The organism is Bradyrhizobium cytisi (assembly GCF_008123515.1).
In the GTDB taxonomy this organism is placed as follows: domain Bacteria; phylum Pseudomonadota; class Alphaproteobacteria; order Rhizobiales; family Xanthobacteraceae; genus Bradyrhizobium; species Bradyrhizobium cytisi.
The window spans coordinates 88,200-107,961 of sequence record NZ_VSSR01000014.1 but is presented as its reverse complement, the minus strand read 5'-3'; the positions used below and the strand labels follow the sequence as shown (position 1 = coordinate 107,961).

Sequence of the window (19,762 nt, the reverse complement as noted above, 5' to 3'; positions counted from 1 at the left end):
TATAGTACAGCCGTTTTCTTCAATGACGCTGTCGTCATGCCGGTCCTCTATCGGCTGCCCCGAGCCGTAATTTTCATCCCGTGCGATCTGACGTCCGATGGCGCGCGCCAACTCAAACCAGATTTCCTCATTGTCCGGATTATCCCAGCTCTGAGGATGGGAGGGGGCAAGCGGTCGAATGCTCGCTCGTTGTCTTCGGAGAGATCGGATGCGGGTACGCATTTGCAAACTCGCGAGCAGAAGCTAGCGTAAATTTCCGCGCTGCGCTACAGCCAAGCCGTAGCGATTACTCGCAACGCTTCCCTCATGCTGACTTCGGTAGCGTCGAATGGAAATGAAAATCTTCAAGTGCCGCAGCGCGCGTGAGCGCACCCCTGGCGGTGAGGCGCGTAGTCCAGAGCAGATATGCTAAGCAAAGCGGAGTAAAAATACTTGCGGGTGACGGCGGCGTAAGTCTGTTCCTAGGTGCCCGGTGCCTAGCGGAGCCGTTCTCGGTTCACGCGGCTTCTCGTACACATGTGTAGTGGCTGCCGCGGAGCGCCGGCTCGTCCATCAATAAAATTTGGCCGCTGGCGGCAAATTGTAGCGCACAGCCCAGACGCGGTGGTCCGACTCCAAGGAGCTGTCGATGATTGGGTCTTTTTTTGTTTCGATCACCTTTGCGTCAGGGCTCCAAGAGCAAGCACTCGCGTTTCGTGAGCTCCGTATTCGCGCGTCGAACTGCACTTGCGCGCAGAAGTCCTCGCATTCGAACGTGTATCTGTTCGCGAACCAATAGTCGTCTTGGTCGGCCTTCTCCCGAGCACGGGCGGTCTCGATTGGTTCGAAGTTCTACGCATCCGTGTAGTAGCGTTCTGGCTTCCTTCGCGGAAAGTCCGGGGGCAGCCCGGGCAATGTCGAAGGCTCGCTCGCGCGCATGTGGATCGGCCCGATCCAACATCCAGCCGTGTTTTTCGCACTCGCGGATGGCACCGGCTTCCTGTAGTACCGCGATGGCTCCGCCGCGCGGCGTCCGGACCGGCGGCAGTCTTTCTTTATTCATCAGCATCGAACCACTCCTGCCGAGCGAATCTCTTTCGGCCGCCGGTGTATTCCCGGCGGTTAGCACGGAGCAGGGGTTCCGAATTGCCAAAGCAGGACTTGTGCATGTGTTCCTTAGCGGGCATTTCGGCTCCGATAGCCAAGACGCGGCTCTCCCGCGGTCGAGCCGTCGGGCTCGACGATAAAAAGATACGTTTGAGGACCATTTAAGTGTTGAAAGATATGCAAACAGATCAATCAATTGACAGCCTGACCTGAAAAGGATACCTTTGCGTTTCCTTTTCTTGAAGAAAGATACGAAAACAGATCATGGAACGGAACTCAGAAGCGACCCATCACCTTGGACGGCTTCTCCGGGACGCGAGGAAACAAGCGGGCCTGACTCAACAGCAGGTGGCCGAACGCGCAGGCATTTCCAGGCCACGTTACCGGGATATCGAGCAAGGCGATGCTGCTGCGCGGGCAAACACGCTTATCAACGTCGCGCGCGCGCTCGGCATGGAGTTGATGCTGATCCCACAAGCAATGGTCCCTGGCGTCAACGCTCTGCTTCGCCCTTCCGACGACGAAGACCGACCGGCATTCACAACCGACGCGGATGATGATGATGAGTACCCAAGTCCGCGCCCCTAATACCATCCAGTCGCTGGACGTGTTCCTTCAAGACCTCAAGGTCGGAACGGTCGTGCGTACGCCAGGCGATTTCAACGCCTTCAGTCTCGACCCAGCCTATCGAGCCATGGAAGGGCCTCCGATCTTGAGCCTCTCGTTGCGCTCCGCCGATGGTGGCCTTCGCAAGGACCCGAAGCCTGCAGCGCACATGCTGCCGGCGTTCTTCGCAAACATGTTGCCCGAGGACAAGCTCCGCGAGGCGATGGAAAAACACCATGCGGGATTCGTGAGGCAGGGAAACGACTTCGATCTATTGGCGGCGCTCGGCACGGACTTGCCAGGCGCGGTGCGCGTCGTACCGAGCGACGGCAGCACTACGATAGCGGCTCGAGAAAATCCACGCGAGATCAAAGCTCGGTTTTCCTTGGCGGGAGTTCAGATGAAGCTTTCCGTGATGAAGAACACGGGCAAGGGGAGCGGGCTGACTTTGCCAATAGGCGACGAGCAAGGTCAGTACATCGCAAAATTTCCTTCGACCAATCTGGTAGGATTGTCGGAAAACGAGTTCGCCATCTTAGCGTTGTCCGCCGCGCTCGGAATGGATGTACCGGAACGCGAGCTTGTAGAAAAATCCGATTTCGAGGGAATACCCGAAGAGTTCAACACTCTGTCGACCGGCAAGGTCCTGCTGGTGAAACGTTTCGACCGAGGACCCGCAGGCACCCGAATTCACATCGAAGACTTCGCTCAAATCTTCGGCCGGCAGCCGTCCAAAAAATATGATGACGCTTCGTACCACGACATCGCCTCCGCACTGAACGTGGCGGTGTCGACAGGCGCCGCACTAGAATTCGTTCGCCGAGTGGCCCTTGCCGCGCTTGTCGGCAACGGCGACATGCACTTGAAGAATTGGTCCACGATATATCCGGGCGACGGTTGCACTCCGGCGATCGCCCCCGTGTACGACGTCCTATCGACCACCGCATATTTTCCAAAGGACGATATGGCCTTGTCCTTGGGTGGAGAGAAATCGTTCAAGGCGCTTACTCCAAACCGCTGGCGAAAGTTTGCTAATCGGGCGCGGCTGCCCGAACCGGCGGTCATCTCGGCCGTCGAGGAAGTCGTGTCGTCGACGAACGATCATTGGTGGAATCTTCCGGAGCGGGATGTCGTCCCGACCGCCGTCCTCGAGAAGATCGATGCCAAAATCAGGGAGATGAGCTTGGTTCTAGATCCCGGCCACGCTCCGAAGTCTTTGCCTACTCGCTGAAGAGTCGCGCGTAATCGCTTCAATTTGACAAGTTTCGGCGAAGAGCGGCGCCGGCTCGAAAAAATCCACTACGAACGCGGTGTGCGGGTCGACCGGCCCGTTCAGCACGACCTCGATCCGATAGGAATGACCGTGCATCCGATGACAGCGATGTGTCTGCGGGAGTTTTGGAAGTCGGTGCGCTGCCTCGAACTTAAATAAAGCCCGTCGGATAGTTCGCCCACTCGGCCAGATGGATGTGACGGGTACTCTGTCGGTGGTCAGGACGGCTGGCGTCCCAGTCGCAGTTGAACCACCCGAGGTTGTATCCCGCGTTGCAGAACACGGTGCTGCCCCGGGGCCGGTGGATGATAGACTTGACCCAGCGGCCGACGGCCGACCGCATCAACGAGCCGTCGCCGACGATGCCAGCCGACGTAGCGGTCGGGCGTCTCGACGGTCTGCCGGATGTCGCCGGTGATGATCGCGTCGAGATCGATGTCGGATGGCGAGCCATCGCTCGATCCGAACGGCCGCCACACGTGCTGATGGAGGGCAAGAACATGAGTGACGGCATAGTCGACGTCAAGTGCGCTCGCGCCGAGACCGGAGGCGAGACCATTGCGGATCGAGGTGATGGTGACCAGCCGCGAGGAGGACCGCGCATCCGAGCGCGTTCGCTACTCGCTTGCTGAAATCCCCCGGCCTCAGTCAGCATGTCGCGCATCGTCAGCATGGTGCCCGGGTCGTTACCGCACGCCGGGAGCTTCGCGCATCCGTGCCTGATGTTGCCCTTGGCCGTGATCATGGAGTACATGGCCCGCGCGTCCTCCAGCGATATCTGGGTCGATCACAAAAGTTATGCGCAGCCCAAGGTTTCGCGTAGCATCGCCAGACCTGTTCGTGGTAGAATGCGTTACGGCGGCGACCGCAGCACGCGTCAGGTCTCTTGCCACGCCTTTCGCGCTGGTACGAGAGGAACTTCGGTCCGGGCTTGGTCCTGGACTTCCTCGGACTCACTAGAACCTCCAGGTTGATTTGCCGGGCTTCGTGTTGTGCATTCGCATCACAGCCTCGTACTGCGGCTGCGGCTCGGTCAGGTAGCCGTTCGCCTCGTAGTAGTCGGACAGCGACGCGAGGAACGTAACGGTGCTCAGGTCGGTCTGCGCTCGGTCCGTGCCTTGAGATAGGTTCCGATGTTGCCGTCGTATATCTTCTAGGGCTCGGTCTTCGGCCTCCGCTTGCTAGGCGGAGTTCGGTAGTCGGAGCCGTAGGACTTGGGCGCCGGAGCCGCGAAGCGGGACACGACATCCTCCCACGTCTTGCCTGCGGAGCGTATCAGCTTGTTGGCCATGCGCATGGCGGCGATGGCCTCGCCGTCGTGGTTGGACTCCGTGAGCCTCAGAATCTTGAGCAGGCGCTCGCGGTCTATTATCATCCCCTCTTCCCCTCTTCGATGGCCATCGCGAGCCACGTCCTGATCTGCGCTAGCTTCTTGTGACCGACACCCGGAAGAAGCAGCATGTCCCGGTCGGACATCGCCGCCACCGTCTTCAGATCGATTAGCTCGATCGCGAGATGGCGCATGATGGCGTGACCGCCGCGCATCTGCCACAGCGGTATGAGCACCGGGCAGAAGAAGTACAGAAGCACGCCAGTCGGCGCGCCGATAATCGGGATCGACAACTGCAGAGGCCCCGAGCGGTCAGTGACCAGACGACACGTGGCGCGAAATGCGCACGGAGATCGAGGAGGCTGGCGGCAACGCACAAGAAGATAGCGAGTATCTTCATCTGATGCCGGATGTTTGTGGGTTTGCACCTGAGTCTCCATTTCGAATGAGCCAGGCAGTACCCGACGGCCTGCCGCGTCTGGTCGACCTCGTCGGGGCCCGGTCCCGGCCGGCGTGCGGGTCGGCGACCATCTCGTGCAAGCGCTTGATGAATCTCATGCAGACGCTGGAGCGTCCACTACAAGATCCCGTAGATGCCAAAGCCAACTTAAGGCCCTGGGGTCCCGCCCTGTTCCTCCGCCGATCATCATCGAGGAAGTAGAAGTGAACGCAAACGACGAGAAGCCAACAAGGGGCAGAGCGGCACAATATGACCGGCAGAACCTAGGTGGCCACGCCACGCACACCTCAATCGGGGTCCTCGCTATTCTGTTAAGGGCCGCAGACGGTTACGATAGACGGGAGGCGTATGCCTACGGAAATTCGACCTGGCAAAAATCAGCTTGTGAAAAACGTCAACCGGTCGATGCGATCACGGCGATCGACCGGCGCAGACGAACTTACCCGCGGCCGTGCAAGATCGGATCCGGAGAGGGTTGGGCTGAGTACGCGATTCAGCGAATTTGGAATAGCTCGCGACACGTTCATCCATGGATGAGCCGGATACGGAATTCGCCATCGACAGCGAGCGCAACGTGATGCCCAAGAAAAAACAGAACGTCGATTTATCGGACCCGAATTTCTCGGCCTTATCCTGCGGCTCGCCATTCGATCAGTTGTTGGGCTATCGATTCATGCGCTACAGCAGCTCGTCAACGCGATCTTTGTTGGCGCACTTGGCGCGCAGGCGATCGCAGCTGTCAGCATGACCTTGCCGATCGTGGTCCTGCTCGCGGCAGCCGGACAGGAGATCGGGGTTGGAACAGCATCGTTCATATCTCATCATCTGGGCGCTCGTGAGTACTTAGAGGCGAGTCGAGGTGCAAGTACAGCACTCGCGCTCACCGCCCCGATCGGTATCATAGCTACCGTCGCTCTGCTTCCAAATCTGCCAGGGATATTCGCAACGCTCGGAGCAACTCCAACCATCATGCGCGTGGCGCTCGACTACGCGGGAACGCTTTTGTCTGGGTACACTCTCATGCTTCTAAATATCGTCAGCGGGTTTATTGTCAGAGCCGAAGGCCGTCCACGATTCAGCATGTGGGCGATGATGACCGCGTTCTTACTGAACGCTGTGCTTGATCCCGTCTTCATATTCTTGCTTGACCTTGGTGTGCGAGGCGCAGCCCTCGCAACGCTGGTATCGCCGATCGCTGCTATTGGAATCTATATCACGTATTTTACGAAGCTTGGCGGGACAGTTCTCGTCAGGATATCTCACATCTCGCTGCGAGAAGATCGCATCAGACAGCTCGCGTTGGTGGGCGCGCCGGCGACAATGACGAGTATCTTATCTGCGCTTGCCGTTACGCTCTTGTACGGAGCTGCTGCGCCGTTCGGCGATGATTCCATCGACGCGGTTGGAATAGCTGTGCGAATCTTGATGGTCGGAGCACTATCTCCGGGTTCTGTGTAGGCGCTCAAGCTATCCTGGGTTTCGGTTGGGGCGCACGCGACTATGCTCGTATTCTGAAGGCTGCGAAGTTCATGCTCTTCGTGACGGTCGCATTCTCCGTGATGTATTCTGCGGCCGTTGTCATTTTTGCACGGCCTTTGGTGAGCCTATTTAGCGATAACGAGAAGGTCACGGAAATTGCCGTCTCGACCTGCATCGTGTTCCATCTCTTCTTTGGACTGTTTGGGGTTCAGAGTTTCGCGACGGATTGACCTGAGAACGTATGTCATCGAAGCCCAGAGCATTGGGCGCAAGCCTCCTGGGAAGCTCGCGGCAAGATGCGCTGCCAGTGGGCACGGATTTGCCGCACAATCCGCGCAACGTGCTGGCGGCGCTTGCATCGATGTCGGCGCGTCGCGGCTTGGCCGTCAGCATATGCCGGCTCCAGAACACGCACACCAGCACATATATCGAGCAGCGCAATAGCCTTTGAAGACGCCTCCCTCCTGATGCCCCGTGCGTGGGGGGCGTCGAAATCGAGAATGATCTGCGGCGGATCACTTGGGCACCTCCAGGAACAGCTTCAGGGGCGCTCCACCACTCCAAGCTGATCTGGCACTACACTCTGTCGTCTTCAGGGCATTCCTTGAACCACCAAAAAATCCGGTTGCAAAAGAACGCCTCGCCCATGCGCGCTCCGATGCGCCTCAACAATGTGAGAAAAGCACGCTACGCTCAGGAGAGGCCCTTGCGGTACCCGCTGAGCTGTGCGTCATAAACAGAACGCTGCCATTGTAGCTCAGCGCTCGCTTGCAGGCAGCAGACCAATCAGCGCTTTAGCCTCGGACTTCAGAACTTCAATCGCAGCCTTCCGAGCATCTGCATCAAAGCGAGTCCGAATGGCGGAGACCGAGAGGGCGCCGCGCAATTGGCCATGTATGTCGATCACGGGCACAGCTGCGGCCGCGACCTCAGGATCCCGCTCGCCGATCGAGACGTAGAAGCCACGATCTCTGATCTTCTTTCCATCGGCTGATGCAGAATCGCGGTAGGCGGTAAGAACACGGCCGGCAGCGCCGCGGTCAATCGGCAATCGCTGACCCTCTTCGAGGTGATGCCGGACCGAACGCGGAGAATTGACGCGATAAAGACAAATGCGCTCGTCGCCCTCCGCGATGTAGAAGGATGCGGTCTCTCCAGTTACCTCGACCAGACGATGGAGCGAGGGTCTGATCAGATCAGCAAGGTCGAGCCCGCGCTGATAGAGCGCCCCAAGGCGCCATAGCTCCGGTCCGGGTCGAAAAAGCCGGTCGGTACCCCGCACCAGGAATCCATCCGCCTCCAGAGATGCGGCAAGGCGAAGGACTGTGCTCTTATAGAGGTCAGTCGCATCCGCAATCTCCGTCAGCGTCATCGCGGCGCGCTCCGGGTCGAACGCCTTAAGGATTGCCAGTGCCCGCGCCACCGCATCAACCCCTGTTCTTACCATCACATATTCTCTGGTTCTGTTGTGCAGAACCTATAAATCGGAATCAGTTCGGGAGTCCATCCAGCAAGCAGAAGTGCCATTCTGCTCACCAGAATACGATTGACTCCTTACTAGACGCGGGCTAACCGGAAGTTCCGAACTACAGAACAAGTTCTATGGAGCGAAACAATGGGGCGGCGGGGACTTGCCGTGGACTTGCGCGACGTGATGATTCGCTTCGGGGACTTCACGGCCGTCAAAAGCATGAACCTCCAGGTGGGCGAGACTGAATTCGTTGCAGTGGTGGGGCCGACCGGCTGCGGAAAATCGACCATTCTCAACACTGTCACCGGACTGCTGAAGCCCGCCGCGGGAGATGTTCGCATCTTCGGCAAGTCGCTTACGGGCCTGAACGGTCAGTCCGGCTACATGCTGCAACAGGAAGGCTTGCTGCCCTGGAAGACCGCTCAGGACAATGTCGGCCTCGGGCTCGTCTTTCAGGGCAGCTCGATCGCGAAAGCGCGCGAGCAGGCACGGCCCTGGCTCGCCAAGGTCGGATTGAAGGGATTCGAGGAGCGCTATCCGCATCAATTGTCCGGCGGCCAGCGCAAGCGCGTTGCGATGGCACAGACCTTGATCATGGAGCCCAAGATCGTTCTCATGGATGAGCCGTTCTCCGTGCTGGACGTCCACACACGCCGCCTCATGCATCGCATCCTGCTCGACCTCTGGCAGGCGGACCGGCGCTCGCTCGTCTTCATCACCCATGATCTCGGTGAGGCGATCACGCTGGCGGACCGCGTCGTTGTGATGTCTGCCGGTCCCGCCAGCCGCATGGTTGCCGACGTCAGGATTACGCTGCATCGTCCACGCGACGTTACGGCGCTGCAGACCACCGACGAATTCGTCGCGCTCTATCGTGAAATCTGGTCGCTGCTCGGCGCCGAAGTGGAGAAAAGCTATGCCGCGCAGGGGTAAGGTCGCTCTCACGCAGTTCGCCATCGTCCTTGGCCTGATCCTGATCTGGGAATTGGGCGTGCGGAGCGGACTGATCGATCCCTTCTTCTTTCCGGCACCGTCGACACTTGTCGTAAGGATCGGGGAGTGGACGTCGACGGCGGACTTTTGGACCGATGTTGGCATAACATTGCTGGAGACGGTCCTGTCGTTCCTGGCTGGCATCGGGATCGGCACAGCACTTGGTATCTGGCTGGGCTTGAGCCCCTTCGCTGCCGAAGTCGTTCAGCCCTTCATCAAGATATTCAATGCGATCCCGCGCATCTTGCTTGGACCCATTTTCGTCATCTGGTTCGGATTGGGCCTCACCTCCAAGGTTGCGCTCGGCGTGACACTGGTTCTGTTCGTCGCATTCTTCAACACGTTTCAGGGCGTCCGCGAGGTCAATCCGGTCGTGCTGGCGAATGCCCGACTCCTGCGTGCATCGAAGTCCTCCCTGCTACGGCACGTCTACCTGCCATCAGCCACGACCTGGATTCTGTCGAGCCTGCGGGTGTCCGTCGGCATGGCCGTTATGGGAGCCGTGGTCGCCGAATATCTCGGCTCGTCCGCAGGATTGGGGCACTTAATTGCGCAGGCCGAGGGTGTCCTCGACGCGACCGGAGTGTTCGCAGGAATCATTGTTCTCTCCGCCTTCGTCGTTGCCCTCGATGCCATCGTCGACCGCGCGGAAAAGCGGCTCCTGGTCTGGCGGCCGGCGCCTGCCCACGAAAGCTGATCGTACTCTCTCCCATCAATCATGGAGGTTCGCATGCACGTTTCAGTAAGACTGATGCCGGTCGTGGCGCTGGCCGCTTTCTCGGTCATTTCGGCGCATGCCACCGAGCCCGAGAAAACAAAATTGAAGATCGCCGTGGGGTCACAGATCCTCAACTATATGCCTCTCGAACTTGGAGTGAAGCTTGGCTCCTTTAAGGAAGAAGGCCTTGACGTTACCGTCGAGAACTTCCAGGCCGGTGGCTCAAAGGCTCTGCAGGCCCTGATCGGCGGCTCCGTCGATGGGACCATCGGCTTTTACGATCACACCATTCAGATGCAGGCGCAGGGCAAGCAAATTTCCTGCGTGTTCCTGCTCAATGACATTCCCGGCGTCCTGCTCGGTGTCCGCAGCGACCTCGCCGACAAGGTCAAAACCGGCGCCGACCTGAAGGGTCTCAGGCTCGGGATCACGGCGCCGGGGTCATCGACGGATACCATGGCGCGTTACTACATCAAGAAATCAGGATTGGGTCCACGCGATGTGAACATCATTGCGGTCGGCAGCGGCGCACCGGGCATGGTGGCGCTTGAGGCCAAGAACGTCGACGCCCTGATCTATTTCGATCCCATCGCGACCCTTCTCGCGCGCAAGAAGAGCGCGACAGCGCTGTTCGATGCGCGCACGATCGAAGGCTCAAAGCAAGCCTTCGGCGGATCCTATCCGACCGCGTGTCTCTACCTCCAGCAGTCCTTCATCGACAAGAATCCCGAAACGGTCCAGCGCCTGGTCAACGCCTTGCTCAAAACTCACCGCTGGATCAACGCAACGCCGACGGAGCAGTTCGTCGATACGATTCCTCCTGGTTACAAGACTGACAATCGCGAGGTGAATATCGAAATCGTGAACGCATCGAAAGCGCTGTTCTCGTCAACCGGGCGGATGGACATCGAGGCGGCCAAGGTCCCGCTCGCTGTCCTGAGCGACTTTGATCCAAAAATCGCTGCCGCAAAGATCGACCTGAGCAAAACCTTCACCAATCGCTTCGCGGAACGCGCCGCGCAACAACTGAAATAGCTGCCCGCAGACCAAGCCCTCACCATCGGATCACCTAAAGGAAGGCTTCTTCAGATGTCTCTGCCGCTAACCGGCATCCGCGTCCTGGATTTGTCGAACGTGCTGGCCGGTCCGTTCTGCGGTTATCATCTCGCGCGTCTTGGCGCGGAGGTCATCAAAGTCGAAAATCCGAAAGGCGGCGACCTCGCGCGGCGCCTCGGCGCCGATCCGCAAAGAGCAGAGCGCCTGCAGGGCCTCTCTTTTGTCGCGGTGAACGCCGGCAAGCAATCGGTGGCGCTGGACTTGAAGTCGGAATCGGGCCGCGAGGTATTCTTGCGACTCGTCAAGGAAGCCGATGTGGTGCTCGAAAACTTCCGGCCGAAGGTGATGGAACGGCTTAGCCTGGGGTTTGATGTACTCAGCAGGCAGAACCCGCGTCTCGTCTACTGCGCGATCTCCGGCTTTGGGCAGAGCGGGCCGTGGTCCGCCCGTCCAGCCTATGACCAGATCGTCCAGGGTCTGTCTGGCGCCATGAGCGTCACTGGCGATACGGCCTCTGCTCCCCTGCGCACGGGCTTTCCGGTCTCGGACACGATTGCGGGACTGACTGCTGCCTTTGCCATTGCCGCGGCTCTGGTCGAACAGAGGCATAGCGGCCGCGGTCGGTTCATTGACGTGTCCCTGCTTGAAGCCACCGTTGCAGCGATGGGATGGGTCGTCTCCAACCACCTGAACGCTGGTGTCGAGCCGCAGCCCATCGGAAACGAGAACTTCACCGCGGCTCCCTCGGGCACGTTCCGCACCGCAACAGGCCCGCTGAACATTTCCGCCAACGAGCAGAAGCAGTACCAAGCCCTATGCGACCTGATTGGCCGACCGGACCTGAAGACGGATCCACGCTTTGCTGGGCGCGAGATGCGCAAGGTGAACCGAGCAGCGCTGAGCGCGGAGTTGAACAAGGCATTGAGTTGCAAGCCCGCCGAGGAATGGGAGGCCCAAATGAATCTGGCTGGTGTTCCCGCGGGCCGCGTGCTGACGGTCTCGCAAGTGTTGCGGCAGCCACAGCTCCTCGAGCGCGGATTCGTCGAGACTTTGGCCCCAGAACAAGACGGTGCGCAGCCGTTACGAATCACGCGGCCGGGCTTCCGGCTGGATGAGGAGTTTTCGCTGCCTTCACCACCTGCGACGCTCGGAGCAGACACCGAGCGATGGCTGCAGCGGCTCGGCTATTCGTATGCGGAGGTCGAGCAACTGGTCTCAAGCCGGGCTGTCGGGACGCCAAAGCAAGGAGAGGCAGATTTCCTGCCTGTCCGCGTAGCCGCGGACGGACCGATATCATGAGATCCGACGGCTTGCGGCGGTTGGCGATCGGCAGGTTGAATGGACGGAACCGGAAATGAGCGAAGAAGAATTTCGACAGCAAGCGGCCCGTTGGTGGCGAACCTCCATCTGCGATATCGCGCCCGGTCGCATCGCCTATCGGGGTTATCCAATCGAAGATCTGATCGGCCGGATTTCCTTTCCCGCCATGATCTGGCTGATGTTGCGCGGCGATCTGCCGACGCCAGCGCAGGAGCGGCTGCTGCAAGCTGCGCTGGTCGCGTCCGTTGACCACGGTCCGCACGCGCCCTCCATCGCAATTGCGCAGATGGCGGTGAGCTGCGGCCTGCCCCTGAACGGCGCCATGGCCTCGGCAATCAATACGCTCGATGACGTGCATGGCGGAGCAGGGGAGCAGGCTATCGAACTCTACGAAGATGTGCTGCGACGGCGCGATAGCCGAGAGATCGAGCAGGCCGCTGGCGCCGCAATCGACCATTTCACCGCAACACGCAGCAAATATCTACCGGGCTTCGGCCACCGGTTTCATCCGGTCGACCCGCGCGCCGCACCGCTGTTGGCGCTGGTGGATGCCGCAGCCGCCGAGGGCAACGTCAGTGGCGATTATGCCAAGGCCGCCCGCGCGATCGAGCGCGTGATGCAACAGCGCAAGAGCAAACTCATTCCGATGAACATCGATGGCGCGACCGCGGTCATTTACGGCGAGCTGGGCTTCGCCTCTCCGCTCGCGCGCGGGATCTTCTGCTTGTCGCGCGCGGTCGGAATCCTGGCTCACGCCTGGGAGCAAACTGGGCGCAAGGATCGCAACAAGGGCCCGATGCCCAAGCAGTTCGGCTACAACTACGAGGGCCAGCCGCGCCGCAGGCTGGGAGGCGCATCATGATGTATCTCGAAAAGCCGCCCAAGCTGATTGAGACCCGCATGTTCTCGTCGATGCCGGCGGAGTTTCGTCGCCCGGGTGTTTCCTCGGAATGGGCAGACGCGAACCGCCGGGGACATCCAGTAGATTGTTTCATCGAGGGACCATCGTTTGACAAGTCCGGGAATCTCTATGTCGTCGACATCCCCTTCGGCCGCATTTTCCGGATTTCACCGGATCGCGCCTGGTCTCTGATCATCGAATATAGCGGCTGGCCTAATGGTCTGAAGATCGCGCCGGATGGCCGGATACTGGTCGCCGACTACATGAACGGCCTCATGGAACTCGATCCGCAGCGGGGTACTATCAGGCCGTTTCTGGGGCACCGCAATTCCGAGTCCTTCAGAGGCTGCAACGACCTGCATATCGCGACCAACGGCGACATCTATTTCACCGATCAGGGGCAAACTGGATTGCACGATCCGACCGGCCGAGTATTCCGACTGTGCCCTGACGGCCGTCTCGACTGCCTGATTTCCAACGGGCCGAGTCCGAACGGCCTAGTGCTCAGTCCGGACGAGACCGTGTTGTTCGTTGCAATGACGCGCGACAACAGCGTCTGGCGCGTGCCGCTGATGCGTGACGGCGGCGTTGCGAAGGTGGGACGCTTCAGCTTGTTCTTCGGGACGAGCGGTCCTGACGGGCTGACGATGGATCAAAAAGGGCGGCTCTTTGTCGCGCATGCCTCCCTTGGCCAGGTCTTCGTCATGGCGCCGAACGGCGAAACGATCGCGCGCATCAAGTCCTGCGCTGGGGCGACCTGCACGAACCTGGTATTGGAGGCGGCAAACGGCACATTGCTCATTACGGAATCCTCTACCGGATCAGTGTTGATGGCTGATCTCGCTCACCTTTCTTGAACGTTCGCCAGCAGGAGTGACAAGGTGCTACCGAATCCTTTCACGACGGTCCGCCGAATTAAGATGCAGGCTTTTAGCCGGGCAGGTCTCGGCTCGCGGTCCACGACCCTTGAGAAGACCATCGTATCGCTTTGCACAATGAAGAACGATTTGATGGCTGATATTTTGAACGCTCCCGCCAAGAAGGTCGAAGAGGTAGCCGCTCGCAGTGGGAGTAAGCACCGCATCAGCGTCGAGGTTCTCGATCATGCTAGGCCGCGACGCACGCGTTGGAGCGTTCGTTTTGAGAACCAACATGCCGCAGGATTTGCTGCTTTGAAAGACTTTACTGATTGCACGCTAGCCCAGGAGCGCTTTAACTCTGTGGAGCAGCGATCGCAGTACTGTCACAGCCTCTTGCGCGCGCGCAATCCTGCAACCTGATATCCCCTCTCCTCGTAGAAACGGCGTACCCGTTCTAAGGCCGGATAGCCATCCGGAGGCAACGCAACCTCAATCATCTGCGAGCCTCGGCGCTTCGCCTCCGAATGTACCGCCTCGAGCAGATGCGGACCGTGGTGAGAGCTTCGGAAGTCGCGAGAAATCCATAGCTCCTGAAGCACACCGTACGCTCCGGCTGCTCTCACGGCCTGTACGGCCGAGATGGTAGCGATCCCTACCATCTGCCCCGTGGCTTTTTCCTCGACGACAAAAAATAAAGCCCTCTTTGGGATCCTGAATCAGGCGCAAAGCCGCCTGCTTCGCGCCTTCAAGACTGAACGCCGGTCCGGGGCCACCTAATTCAGAAAGTAGCTTTTCGACCGCTTCAGCGATCGCGTTCTCATCTCCTGGCACGCCTTTGCGCAAAGCCGTGCCCCCGTGGGGCGGGCCTTGCGCTTCAGCGCTAAACGAACACCCGTCACGTTAGTCCCTCTTGAGGAAATCCAATCTTACAAGGATACAGAAAACGCAACTGAGAGCAACTATCAAGCTCGGTAGGGAATAGGACGTCCGCACTCACTATAAGCAACAGAGGTGAGGTAATTGCAAGCTGTTGCCGTTCTCAGAATCGACTGCGGCTTGACCAGCTGCGAACTCATGATGGACTTCCTTCGATTGGAAAACAAATCCACCAGACAGGCACATTCGCGCGTTGGCAGGTCGGCCATGCCAGATCAAACCTTCGTAAGAGTGATTGCCGATCGTCACTCACGAGCTACTCGATTCAGTAGTAGATCTTGCACCATGATGATCGCCGCGCCGTAGGGCGCATCAGCTCGCCGCGTCCGAAGGTGAGAGTTCCCACACTCGCGTGCGTTACTCGTACAAAGTTGCGCGAAGCGCGACAGGTATCATAGGCGTGCGCCCGACAAAATCGTCTGAACAACATCGCGAAAGATTTTGCACGCTCATGCACCATCTTAAGCTTAGCGTGAAGAATCGAAAGATACCAGCAAGCACAGCTTGTTTGGACCTTCGCTCCTTGTTTAATGGACCGTCACGGAACGGGAGTGGTTGCGATGGAGCATGGGCAGGCCGAATTGGTCGGAGGGAAACCTGTAATCTTCGGACAGCGTAAGGCGCGGCCGCGAGCGTGCGTGGCCGTCGGCAAGCGGCATCTGCGCGCCTTTCTACGGGATGTGCTGGAGGATATGGGGTTTGTTATCAGCGAATGCAGGACTGTTGACGAGCTGCCGCACGTACTCTGCACGCAGTTCCCTGATCTGATCCTGCTCGGTATTGGCTCGGATCGCATCGAGCCTGGACGATTGCTCGAGATACTCGTACGCGAAGAATTTGCAGGCAGAGTGCTGGCGTTCGGCGCCCGCGGGTCGATCATCATGACGGCAGTGCAGCAGGTCGGTGGGGAATATGGACTTGCTATGCTGCCGCCGCTGAGGACGCCGTTTGCAGCCGAGACGCTGCGCGATCGGGTCGCCATGCTCTTGCCCAGAGAGCCGGCGCCCCGTCCCGCGGTCCATGTCGGAGAAGCCTTACACGCTGGCTGGCTTGAGCTCTGGTATGAGCCGAAGTTTGACGCGCGTACCCTCAGCCGCCGCGGCGCCGAGGCGCTTGTGCGAATGCGGCACCCGACCTGGGGCGTTGTTCCACCGGCCTATTTCATCCCGGAGCCTCACGATCCGCATTTTAGGGAGTTGTCGCGGTTCGTGATCGACCGCGCGATCAAGGATTGGCAGTATCTTCTGGAGCAGCAAACGTCGATCGATCTCTCCATCAATCTCCCGGCAGCATTCCTGATTGACCCGCAGGCGGTACGCGATCTCTGTCAGCGCATGCCGTCGCACCCCGCTTTCGGCGGCTTGACGATTGAAATCGAGAGCGAGGAAGCTATCCCGAACCTAGATCTCCTGGTTGACGTCGCGCGTGAGGTTCGCTTTCACAACATTGGCCTTGCAATCGACAACGTCGGCGCCAATTGGCCGCAGCTGATGGGGGTGGAAAAATTCCCGTTCATGAAATTGAAAGTGGACCGGCAGTACGTCGCCGGTTGCGGAAATGGGCCCCTGAAGCGAACGGTGTGCCGCCATATCGTCGATCTAGCCAAAGAATACAGTGTGCGCACCGTCGCCGAAGGTGTGGAGAGCCATGCCGACCTGATCGCTGTGACCGAACTCGGCTTCGACCTTGCGCAGGGCCATCTGTTCGGAAAGGCCATGCCGCTGAAGCAATTTGCACAGTCATCTTTCAGCCCTGCTCCACTTCGTCCAAAATAGTTGCATGACGAGTGGCTGAGCACAGTCAAGAAAAGCGTAGCAGCGCTCGCCCACACCGCCATGCTTACTCGGCACCAGGCATGAGGCTGACTGCAATTCTCGGTCAGTTTGCAAAGCCAGTGTCGCTCCTTCCCGGCGCGACGTCATTTCCCTCCGAAGCGACGCCGAAGCTTATTGTAGCACAAATCCGTTTTGGCAAGCCTCCAGCGAGTCAATCCGCGCAGGTAACGTTGCAGCCATGAGCGAGGCTTGCACAAAACCTCCAGTCAGGGCGTGTGACCGGAGGTTTGCCGAGATCCGGCGTAGACGTGCGTCGGCTCGCGGCTTTTAGTCGCGCCACCGGTTTCGGAATCGCCGAGCGTCGCTTGGCCCCGCGCTGCCGTGCCGGACAAACCGATGGAAGCTCGCAGCGGTCGAGTCGCGACTGGCTCTCGGAGTAGGGCCCGAGGCCTCTCATAGCTTGAAATTGAAGCGGCCTGTTGCTGTCGCAGATGCAACATGGTCTCAGACTCGGGACAGCACAATTGCGCAAATTGCCCGCCATTGAGCGCGTCTGTGTTTGGCACGGCATTTGAAGGGGATCGCCAATGGCATCGCTCGCCTAAGGAGTCGGAAGGCATGGCTTACAAGATCGTCGCTTCGCAATGCACCGTTTGTGGTGCATGTGAGTTCGAGTGTCCCAACGCGGCGATCAGCCTCAAGCGCGACATTTACGTTATCGATGCCAAAAAGTGTACGGAGTGCGAGGGCCATAGCGACACGCCGCAATGCGCGGTCGTCTGTCCGGTGCCTGACACCTGTGTCCCGTCTAAGACAGCATAAGCAGCCCGCGTCCAGAAGGCATCATCGCTCGATGTCGCGAACGAAGTAGTCGATGTCGAGCTTGAGGAGACTACTGACCGCATGGTGCGCATCGAGGTCGATCAACATCGTTATGAGCTAGAGACGCTGATCGACTCCGAGAAGCCCTCGAAAGGCTCTGTCGGAGGACACCGTCAAATTTATCTCGAATAAGGACAAGGCCGCTTCGATGCTCCAGTGGCCGCGTTGAAGCTTGTCGTCGCTGCTCCTCGCGCGACGAGATCGTTCCGGAGATCCTGAAGACGTGCGAGAAGCTCGGCCTCCGTTTGCCCGTGGTTACCGTGCACGAGTGCATGGAGCGTAGGGTCATAGCGCGATCCCGCCGCCCGCGCTCTCGCCGCTTACTCCAGTTTCGCAATTCAGCATGCATCCTGAGGTCAGGAACCGTTCCTGCATATCGCCCGGCCAGCGTCCAGGCTCCACTAGCCAAGCGGCGACGGACGCATCGAAGTCGCGCGCCAAAGTCGCTCAGCACGTGAATATGGTGGCCGCCGCACGCGAGTTGCGGGCTGAGCCATGATGGTGCGGAGCGTTTCGCCACGCTTTTGTGAATGAGATGCACACGCTTTGGGGGCTTGCGATGTCCTTGCGAGCTTCCCAAAGTTCCCAGAGACGGGAATGCCGGCCGGCGTTGGCCGAGGCGGTCGCATACAGCCGGCGACAAGATCGATTCTCGATCCGACGGCCGATAGCATGCCGGCGATGCCGATCGAAGTCATTAACGCTCGACGCTAACCACAGCCCTACTTTTTCATTTATCCATCGCGTGGATGCGTCCCATCACAACAATCTATTTTACCGCCCTTACGGAATGGCATACGAAATTGGCGCCTTGGCCCGATCTTCGGGAAGATAATCGAGCGTTGCTGGTGTTTTGGGGATGCCAAATGCTGCTGCGCGACGGCAAACTGCCGCTTCAGTTTCAGGGCACCTGCAGCCAAGCCGCTTGCGCGAAGGATCCCAGCTCGATCAAGGCACTGCCCTTGCCAACCGGACAGCGGGCGAATGGTGGGCAACTCCTGAAGTGTCCGCCAGGAGCGGAAGACAAGCGGCTCCAGATTTTGCGCGGAGCGATATCCGCTTCTCGTTGTTTGACGGCGAATGCCCTCGCCGTAAATCGATCGCCGGTAGTCCTCCCTACCGACGAAAGCTGGTGCGATGCGTAAAGCAGCGTCGCTCCTGCGTGACTTTCGCCCGGCCTCCCGAGGAGGCCGGGCGCTTTTTTATGTGCCTGGTTATGAGTGACAGCACGGGATCATTCATTTTGCGGTCATTGCGGGACGTGGGTACGTGCATCGCATCTGCTACAGCAAAGCATGAGGCCGGTGCTGTTAATCCTATCTGTCTATAGAAGGCTTTGGCGTCGTGTTCGTACGCGTGGGTAGTATCGGATACTCGATCTTAGGTACCCGCCCGGTCAGCGAATTCAGAAACGCTACGATATCGTTCTCTTCCTCATCGCTAAGCTTGGCGCCGAGCTGGATTTCACTCATCAGGGCAACAGCTTGCTTGAGGCTCCAAACTTGGCCCGAATGAAAGTAAGGGGCTCGCAACGCGACGTTCCGCAAGGGCGCCGCGCGGAAGACATAGTCGTCACCGACTGCCTTGGTGACCGCGAACCGGCCCTTATCGGCGGCCGGAAGCAGGCTTGCGTCAGGCTTTTTCATCACGCCGAATAGGAAGTAGGCCTGTCCACCGATGTTGATTCCATTGTGACAAGCGAAGCATCCCTTCTCTATAAACAGCGCCAACCCTGACTTCTGCTGATCATTGAGAGCATGTGTATTGCCTTCCAAATACTGATCGAATGGGGCCGCAGGTGCAATGAGAGTCGCTTCATAAGCCTCGATTGCCTTCGCAAAGTTTTCAAAAGTGACCGGTCTCGCTTCGTTCGGGAAAGCGTTTTTGAACAGGGCGAGATAGCTGGCCATTGAGTTCAAGGTGTCGAGCACATGATCCGGAGTTGCATTCATTTCGGCACTCGCCTGCACAGGCCGGTGGCTTGCGCCGTCAGGTCCGCGGCGCGTCCGTCCCAGATTGCGCCACATTGAACACCGCGTTGTAGACGGTTGGGGCCCGACGTAGGCCGACCTTCCAGCCGTGACCGACTGAGGTCGGACCGGCATCGACTCCGCCGGTGCCGAGATTGTGGCACGTATTGCAGCTAATGATCTCGCTTGCCGATAGCCGCGGATCGAAGAACAGCATCTTGCCAAGCTCGACCTTCTCATGTGTGACTGAATTGTCCTTTACCGCAGGAATGACTGAGGGGATCGGATGGAATATCTGCCATCAGATCATCGTCCGCGTTAGCTCCTGACGACATCAGCAGCCCAATCGCCAAAACAGATGCTTCGGCCACAAGCCGAAGCTCTCGGATCGGTTTGTTCATACACCCGCCTCATCAGTTCTGATTGTTAATCACGGAAACAGTCGAAAACGAGGCCACCCTCCGTTCCTTCAACGGGTCGGCGCAGTATGCACCGGATCCTCTGAAAGCGAGGCTGCATCAAATGTGCGATTTCGAGGTGCTCGCTGCCGGCGTTCGCCCACGAAGCTTTCGGACCTTATTTGATTGGCGAGTTCGCTTTGAGCTAGATCACGACGTTCGTGTTGGTAGATCAGACTAGTCTTGGT

The 19,762-nt window shown here is 59.0% G+C and carries 20 protein-coding genes and 2 pseudogenes; 15 read left to right on the top strand and 7 right to left on the bottom strand.

What is annotated here, in order from left to right; translation table 11 throughout:
- A partial coding sequence (locus FXB38_RS43450) for a hypothetical protein (protein ID WP_210250883.1) occupies positions 1-222 on the bottom strand: 222 nt, incomplete at its 3' end.
- Between the two features lie 1,128 nt (positions 223-1,350).
- Between FXB38_RS43450 and FXB38_RS09010 the strand changes: the two genes are divergently transcribed.
- Both FXB38_RS09010 and FXB38_RS09005 read left to right on the top strand, forming a co-directional pair.
- On the top strand, positions 1,351-1,674 hold the full coding sequence (locus FXB38_RS09010) for a helix-turn-helix domain-containing protein (RefSeq protein WP_148750509.1): 324 nt from the start codon (positions 1,351-1,353) through the stop codon (positions 1,672-1,674).
- Entirely contained in the window at positions 1,649-2,923 is a 1,275-nt protein-coding gene (locus FXB38_RS09005) for a type II toxin-antitoxin system HipA family toxin (RefSeq protein ID WP_148750508.1), read from the top strand. The genes FXB38_RS09010 and FXB38_RS09005 overlap by 26 nt, the downstream gene beginning before the upstream one ends.
- A 39-nt stretch (positions 2,924-2,962) precedes the next feature.
- Here the strand turns inward: FXB38_RS09005 and FXB38_RS43710 are convergent.
- Positions 2,963-3,136: pseudogene (locus FXB38_RS43710) on the bottom strand (6-pyruvoyl trahydropterin synthase family protein); the annotation flags it as partial.
- Positions 3,137-3,270: 134 nt separating this feature from the next.
- Between FXB38_RS43710 and FXB38_RS08995 the strand changes: the two are divergent.
- Positions 3,271-3,597 carry a hypothetical protein gene (locus FXB38_RS08995; RefSeq protein WP_148750507.1) on the top strand — a complete coding sequence of 109 codons (327 nt, stop codon included), beginning with the start codon at positions 3,271-3,273 and terminating at the stop codon, positions 3,595-3,597.
- Positions 3,598-4,118: 521 nt separating this feature from the next.
- Here the strand turns inward: FXB38_RS08995 and FXB38_RS08990 are convergent.
- Both FXB38_RS08990 and FXB38_RS08985 read right to left on the bottom strand, forming a co-directional pair.
- Positions 4,119-4,340 carry a hypothetical protein gene (locus FXB38_RS08990; protein WP_148750506.1) on the bottom strand — a complete coding sequence of 74 codons (222 nt, stop codon included), beginning with the start codon at positions 4,338-4,340 and terminating at the stop codon, positions 4,119-4,121.
- Positions 4,337-4,588 carry a hypothetical protein gene (locus tag FXB38_RS08985; RefSeq protein ID WP_148750505.1) on the bottom strand — a complete coding sequence of 84 codons (252 nt, stop codon included), beginning with the start codon at positions 4,586-4,588 and terminating at the stop codon, positions 4,337-4,339. The genes FXB38_RS08990 and FXB38_RS08985 overlap by 4 nt, the downstream gene beginning before the upstream one ends.
- A gap of 696 nt (positions 4,589-5,284) precedes the next feature.
- Between FXB38_RS08985 and FXB38_RS43705 the strand changes: the two genes are divergently transcribed.
- Genes FXB38_RS43705 through FXB38_RS43695 form a run of 3 tightly spaced genes read left to right on the top strand, consistent with a single transcriptional unit; the run spans position 5,285 to position 6,464 of the window.
- Entirely contained in the window at positions 5,285-5,503 is a 219-nt protein-coding gene (locus FXB38_RS43705; protein ID WP_246229760.1) for a hypothetical protein, read from the top strand.
- A complete protein-coding gene (locus FXB38_RS43700; protein WP_347340223.1) occupies positions 5,401-6,213 on the top strand; it encodes an MATE family efflux transporter in 813 nt (270 codons plus the stop codon). Before FXB38_RS43705 ends, FXB38_RS43700 begins: the two co-directional genes overlap by 103 nt.
- Positions 6,195-6,464, top strand: a complete 270-nt coding sequence (locus FXB38_RS43695; protein ID WP_347340222.1) for an MATE family efflux transporter — start codon at positions 6,195-6,197, stop codon at positions 6,462-6,464. The genes FXB38_RS43700 and FXB38_RS43695 overlap by 19 nt, the downstream gene beginning before the upstream one ends.
- A gap of 527 nt (positions 6,465-6,991) precedes the next feature.
- Here the strand turns inward: FXB38_RS43695 and FXB38_RS08975 are convergent.
- A complete protein-coding gene (locus FXB38_RS08975) occupies positions 6,992-7,657 on the bottom strand; it encodes an IclR family transcriptional regulator (RefSeq protein WP_246229758.1) in 666 nt (221 codons plus the stop codon).
- Between the two features lie 192 nt (positions 7,658-7,849).
- On the opposite strand from FXB38_RS08975, the gene FXB38_RS08970 reads away from it, so the two are divergent.
- The 7 genes from FXB38_RS08970 to FXB38_RS42620 all read left to right on the top strand — a co-directional run bounded on the left by FXB38_RS08970 (position 7,850) and on the right by FXB38_RS42620 (position 13,973).
- On the top strand, positions 7,850-8,638 hold the full coding sequence (locus FXB38_RS08970; protein WP_148750503.1) for an ABC transporter ATP-binding protein: 789 nt from the start codon (positions 7,850-7,852) through the stop codon (positions 8,636-8,638).
- On the top strand, positions 8,622-9,395 hold the full coding sequence (locus FXB38_RS08965) for an ABC transporter permease (RefSeq protein WP_148750502.1): 774 nt from the start codon (positions 8,622-8,624) through the stop codon (positions 9,393-9,395). Before FXB38_RS08970 ends, FXB38_RS08965 begins: the two co-directional genes overlap by 17 nt.
- A 54-nt stretch (positions 9,396-9,449) precedes the next feature.
- Positions 9,450-10,451, top strand: coding sequence for an ABC transporter substrate-binding protein (locus tag FXB38_RS08960; RefSeq protein ID WP_246229756.1), 1,002 nt, complete (start codon positions 9,450-9,452; stop codon positions 10,449-10,451).
- 54 nt (positions 10,452-10,505) lie between these two features.
- The gene (locus tag FXB38_RS08955; protein ID WP_148750500.1) at positions 10,506-11,771 is read left to right on the top strand and encodes a CaiB/BaiF CoA transferase family protein; all 1,266 of its coding nucleotides are present in this window, start codon (positions 10,506-10,508) and stop codon (positions 11,769-11,771) included.
- Between the two features lie 55 nt (positions 11,772-11,826).
- Positions 11,827-12,654 (top strand): citryl-CoA lyase, encoded by an 828-nt coding sequence (locus tag FXB38_RS08950; RefSeq protein ID WP_148750499.1) that lies wholly within the window; start codon positions 11,827-11,829, stop codon positions 12,652-12,654.
- Positions 12,651-13,550: an SMP-30/gluconolactonase/LRE family protein gene (locus FXB38_RS08945; RefSeq protein ID WP_187434755.1), complete on the top strand. Its 900-nt coding sequence runs from the start codon at positions 12,651-12,653 to the stop codon at positions 13,548-13,550. The genes FXB38_RS08950 and FXB38_RS08945 overlap by 4 nt, the downstream gene beginning before the upstream one ends.
- A 138-nt stretch (positions 13,551-13,688) precedes the next feature.
- A complete protein-coding gene (locus FXB38_RS42620; RefSeq protein WP_187434757.1) occupies positions 13,689-13,973 on the top strand; it encodes a hypothetical protein in 285 nt (94 codons plus the stop codon).
- Here the strand turns inward: FXB38_RS42620 and FXB38_RS43690 are convergent.
- Complete coding sequence (locus FXB38_RS43690) at positions 13,937-14,212, bottom strand: GNAT family N-acetyltransferase (protein WP_246229754.1); 276 nt, start codon at positions 14,210-14,212, stop codon at positions 13,937-13,939. The genes FXB38_RS42620 and FXB38_RS43690 overlap by 37 nt on opposite strands.
- An 837-nt stretch (positions 14,213-15,049) precedes the next feature.
- Here FXB38_RS43690 and FXB38_RS08935 point away from each other — a divergent pair.
- Positions 15,050-16,264 carry an EAL domain-containing response regulator gene (locus FXB38_RS08935; protein WP_148750498.1) on the top strand — a complete coding sequence of 405 codons (1,215 nt, stop codon included), beginning with the start codon at positions 15,050-15,052 and terminating at the stop codon, positions 16,262-16,264.
- A 618-nt stretch (positions 16,265-16,882) separates the two neighbouring features.
- A complete protein-coding gene (locus FXB38_RS08930; RefSeq protein WP_148740553.1) occupies positions 16,883-17,086 on the top strand; it encodes a 4Fe-4S binding protein in 204 nt (67 codons plus the stop codon).
- A gap of 1,376 nt (positions 17,087-18,462) precedes the next feature.
- Here the strand turns inward: FXB38_RS08930 and FXB38_RS08925 are convergent.
- Positions 18,463-19,517: pseudogene (locus FXB38_RS08925) on the bottom strand (cytochrome-c peroxidase).
- Positions 19,518-19,762: the final 245 nt, after the last annotated feature.

What these genes read in the sequence shown, in the direction of transcription:
- FXB38_RS09010 (WP_148750509.1), top strand. Translation starts at nt 1,351, where the DNA reads ATGGAACGGAACTCAGAAGCGACCCATCACCTTGGACGGCTTCTCCGG.
- FXB38_RS09005 (WP_148750508.1), top strand. Translation starts at nt 1,649, where the DNA reads ATGAGTACCCAAGTCCGCGCCCCTAATACCATCCAGTCGCTGGACGTG.
- FXB38_RS08995 (WP_148750507.1), top strand. Translation starts at nt 3,271, where the DNA reads ATGATAGACTTGACCCAGCGGCCGACGGCCGACCGCATCAACGAGCCG.
- FXB38_RS08990 (WP_148750506.1), bottom strand. Translation starts at nt 4,340, where the DNA reads ATGATAATAGACCGCGAGCGCCTGCTCAAGATTCTGAGGCTCACGGAG.
- FXB38_RS43705 (WP_246229760.1), top strand. Translation starts at nt 5,285, where the DNA reads ATGGATGAGCCGGATACGGAATTCGCCATCGACAGCGAGCGCAACGTG.
- FXB38_RS08970 (WP_148750503.1), top strand. Translation starts at nt 7,850, where the DNA reads ATGGGGCGGCGGGGACTTGCCGTGGACTTGCGCGACGTGATGATTCGC.
- FXB38_RS08965 (WP_148750502.1), top strand. Translation starts at nt 8,622, where the DNA reads ATGCCGCGCAGGGGTAAGGTCGCTCTCACGCAGTTCGCCATCGTCCTT.
- FXB38_RS08960 (WP_246229756.1), top strand. Translation starts at nt 9,450, where the DNA reads ATGCCGGTCGTGGCGCTGGCCGCTTTCTCGGTCATTTCGGCGCATGCC.
- FXB38_RS08955 (WP_148750500.1), top strand. Translation starts at nt 10,506, where the DNA reads ATGTCTCTGCCGCTAACCGGCATCCGCGTCCTGGATTTGTCGAACGTG.
- FXB38_RS08950 (WP_148750499.1), top strand. Translation starts at nt 11,827, where the DNA reads ATGAGCGAAGAAGAATTTCGACAGCAAGCGGCCCGTTGGTGGCGAACC.
- FXB38_RS08945 (WP_187434755.1), top strand. Translation starts at nt 12,651, where the DNA reads ATGATGTATCTCGAAAAGCCGCCCAAGCTGATTGAGACCCGCATGTTC.
- FXB38_RS42620 (WP_187434757.1), top strand. Translation starts at nt 13,689, where the DNA reads ATGAAGAACGATTTGATGGCTGATATTTTGAACGCTCCCGCCAAGAAG.
- FXB38_RS43690 (WP_246229754.1), bottom strand. Translation starts at nt 14,212, where the DNA reads ATGGTAGGGATCGCTACCATCTCGGCCGTACAGGCCGTGAGAGCAGCC.
- FXB38_RS08935 (WP_148750498.1), top strand. Translation starts at nt 15,050, where the DNA reads ATGGAGCATGGGCAGGCCGAATTGGTCGGAGGGAAACCTGTAATCTTC.
- FXB38_RS08930 (WP_148740553.1), top strand. Translation starts at nt 16,883, where the DNA reads ATGGCTTACAAGATCGTCGCTTCGCAATGCACCGTTTGTGGTGCATGT.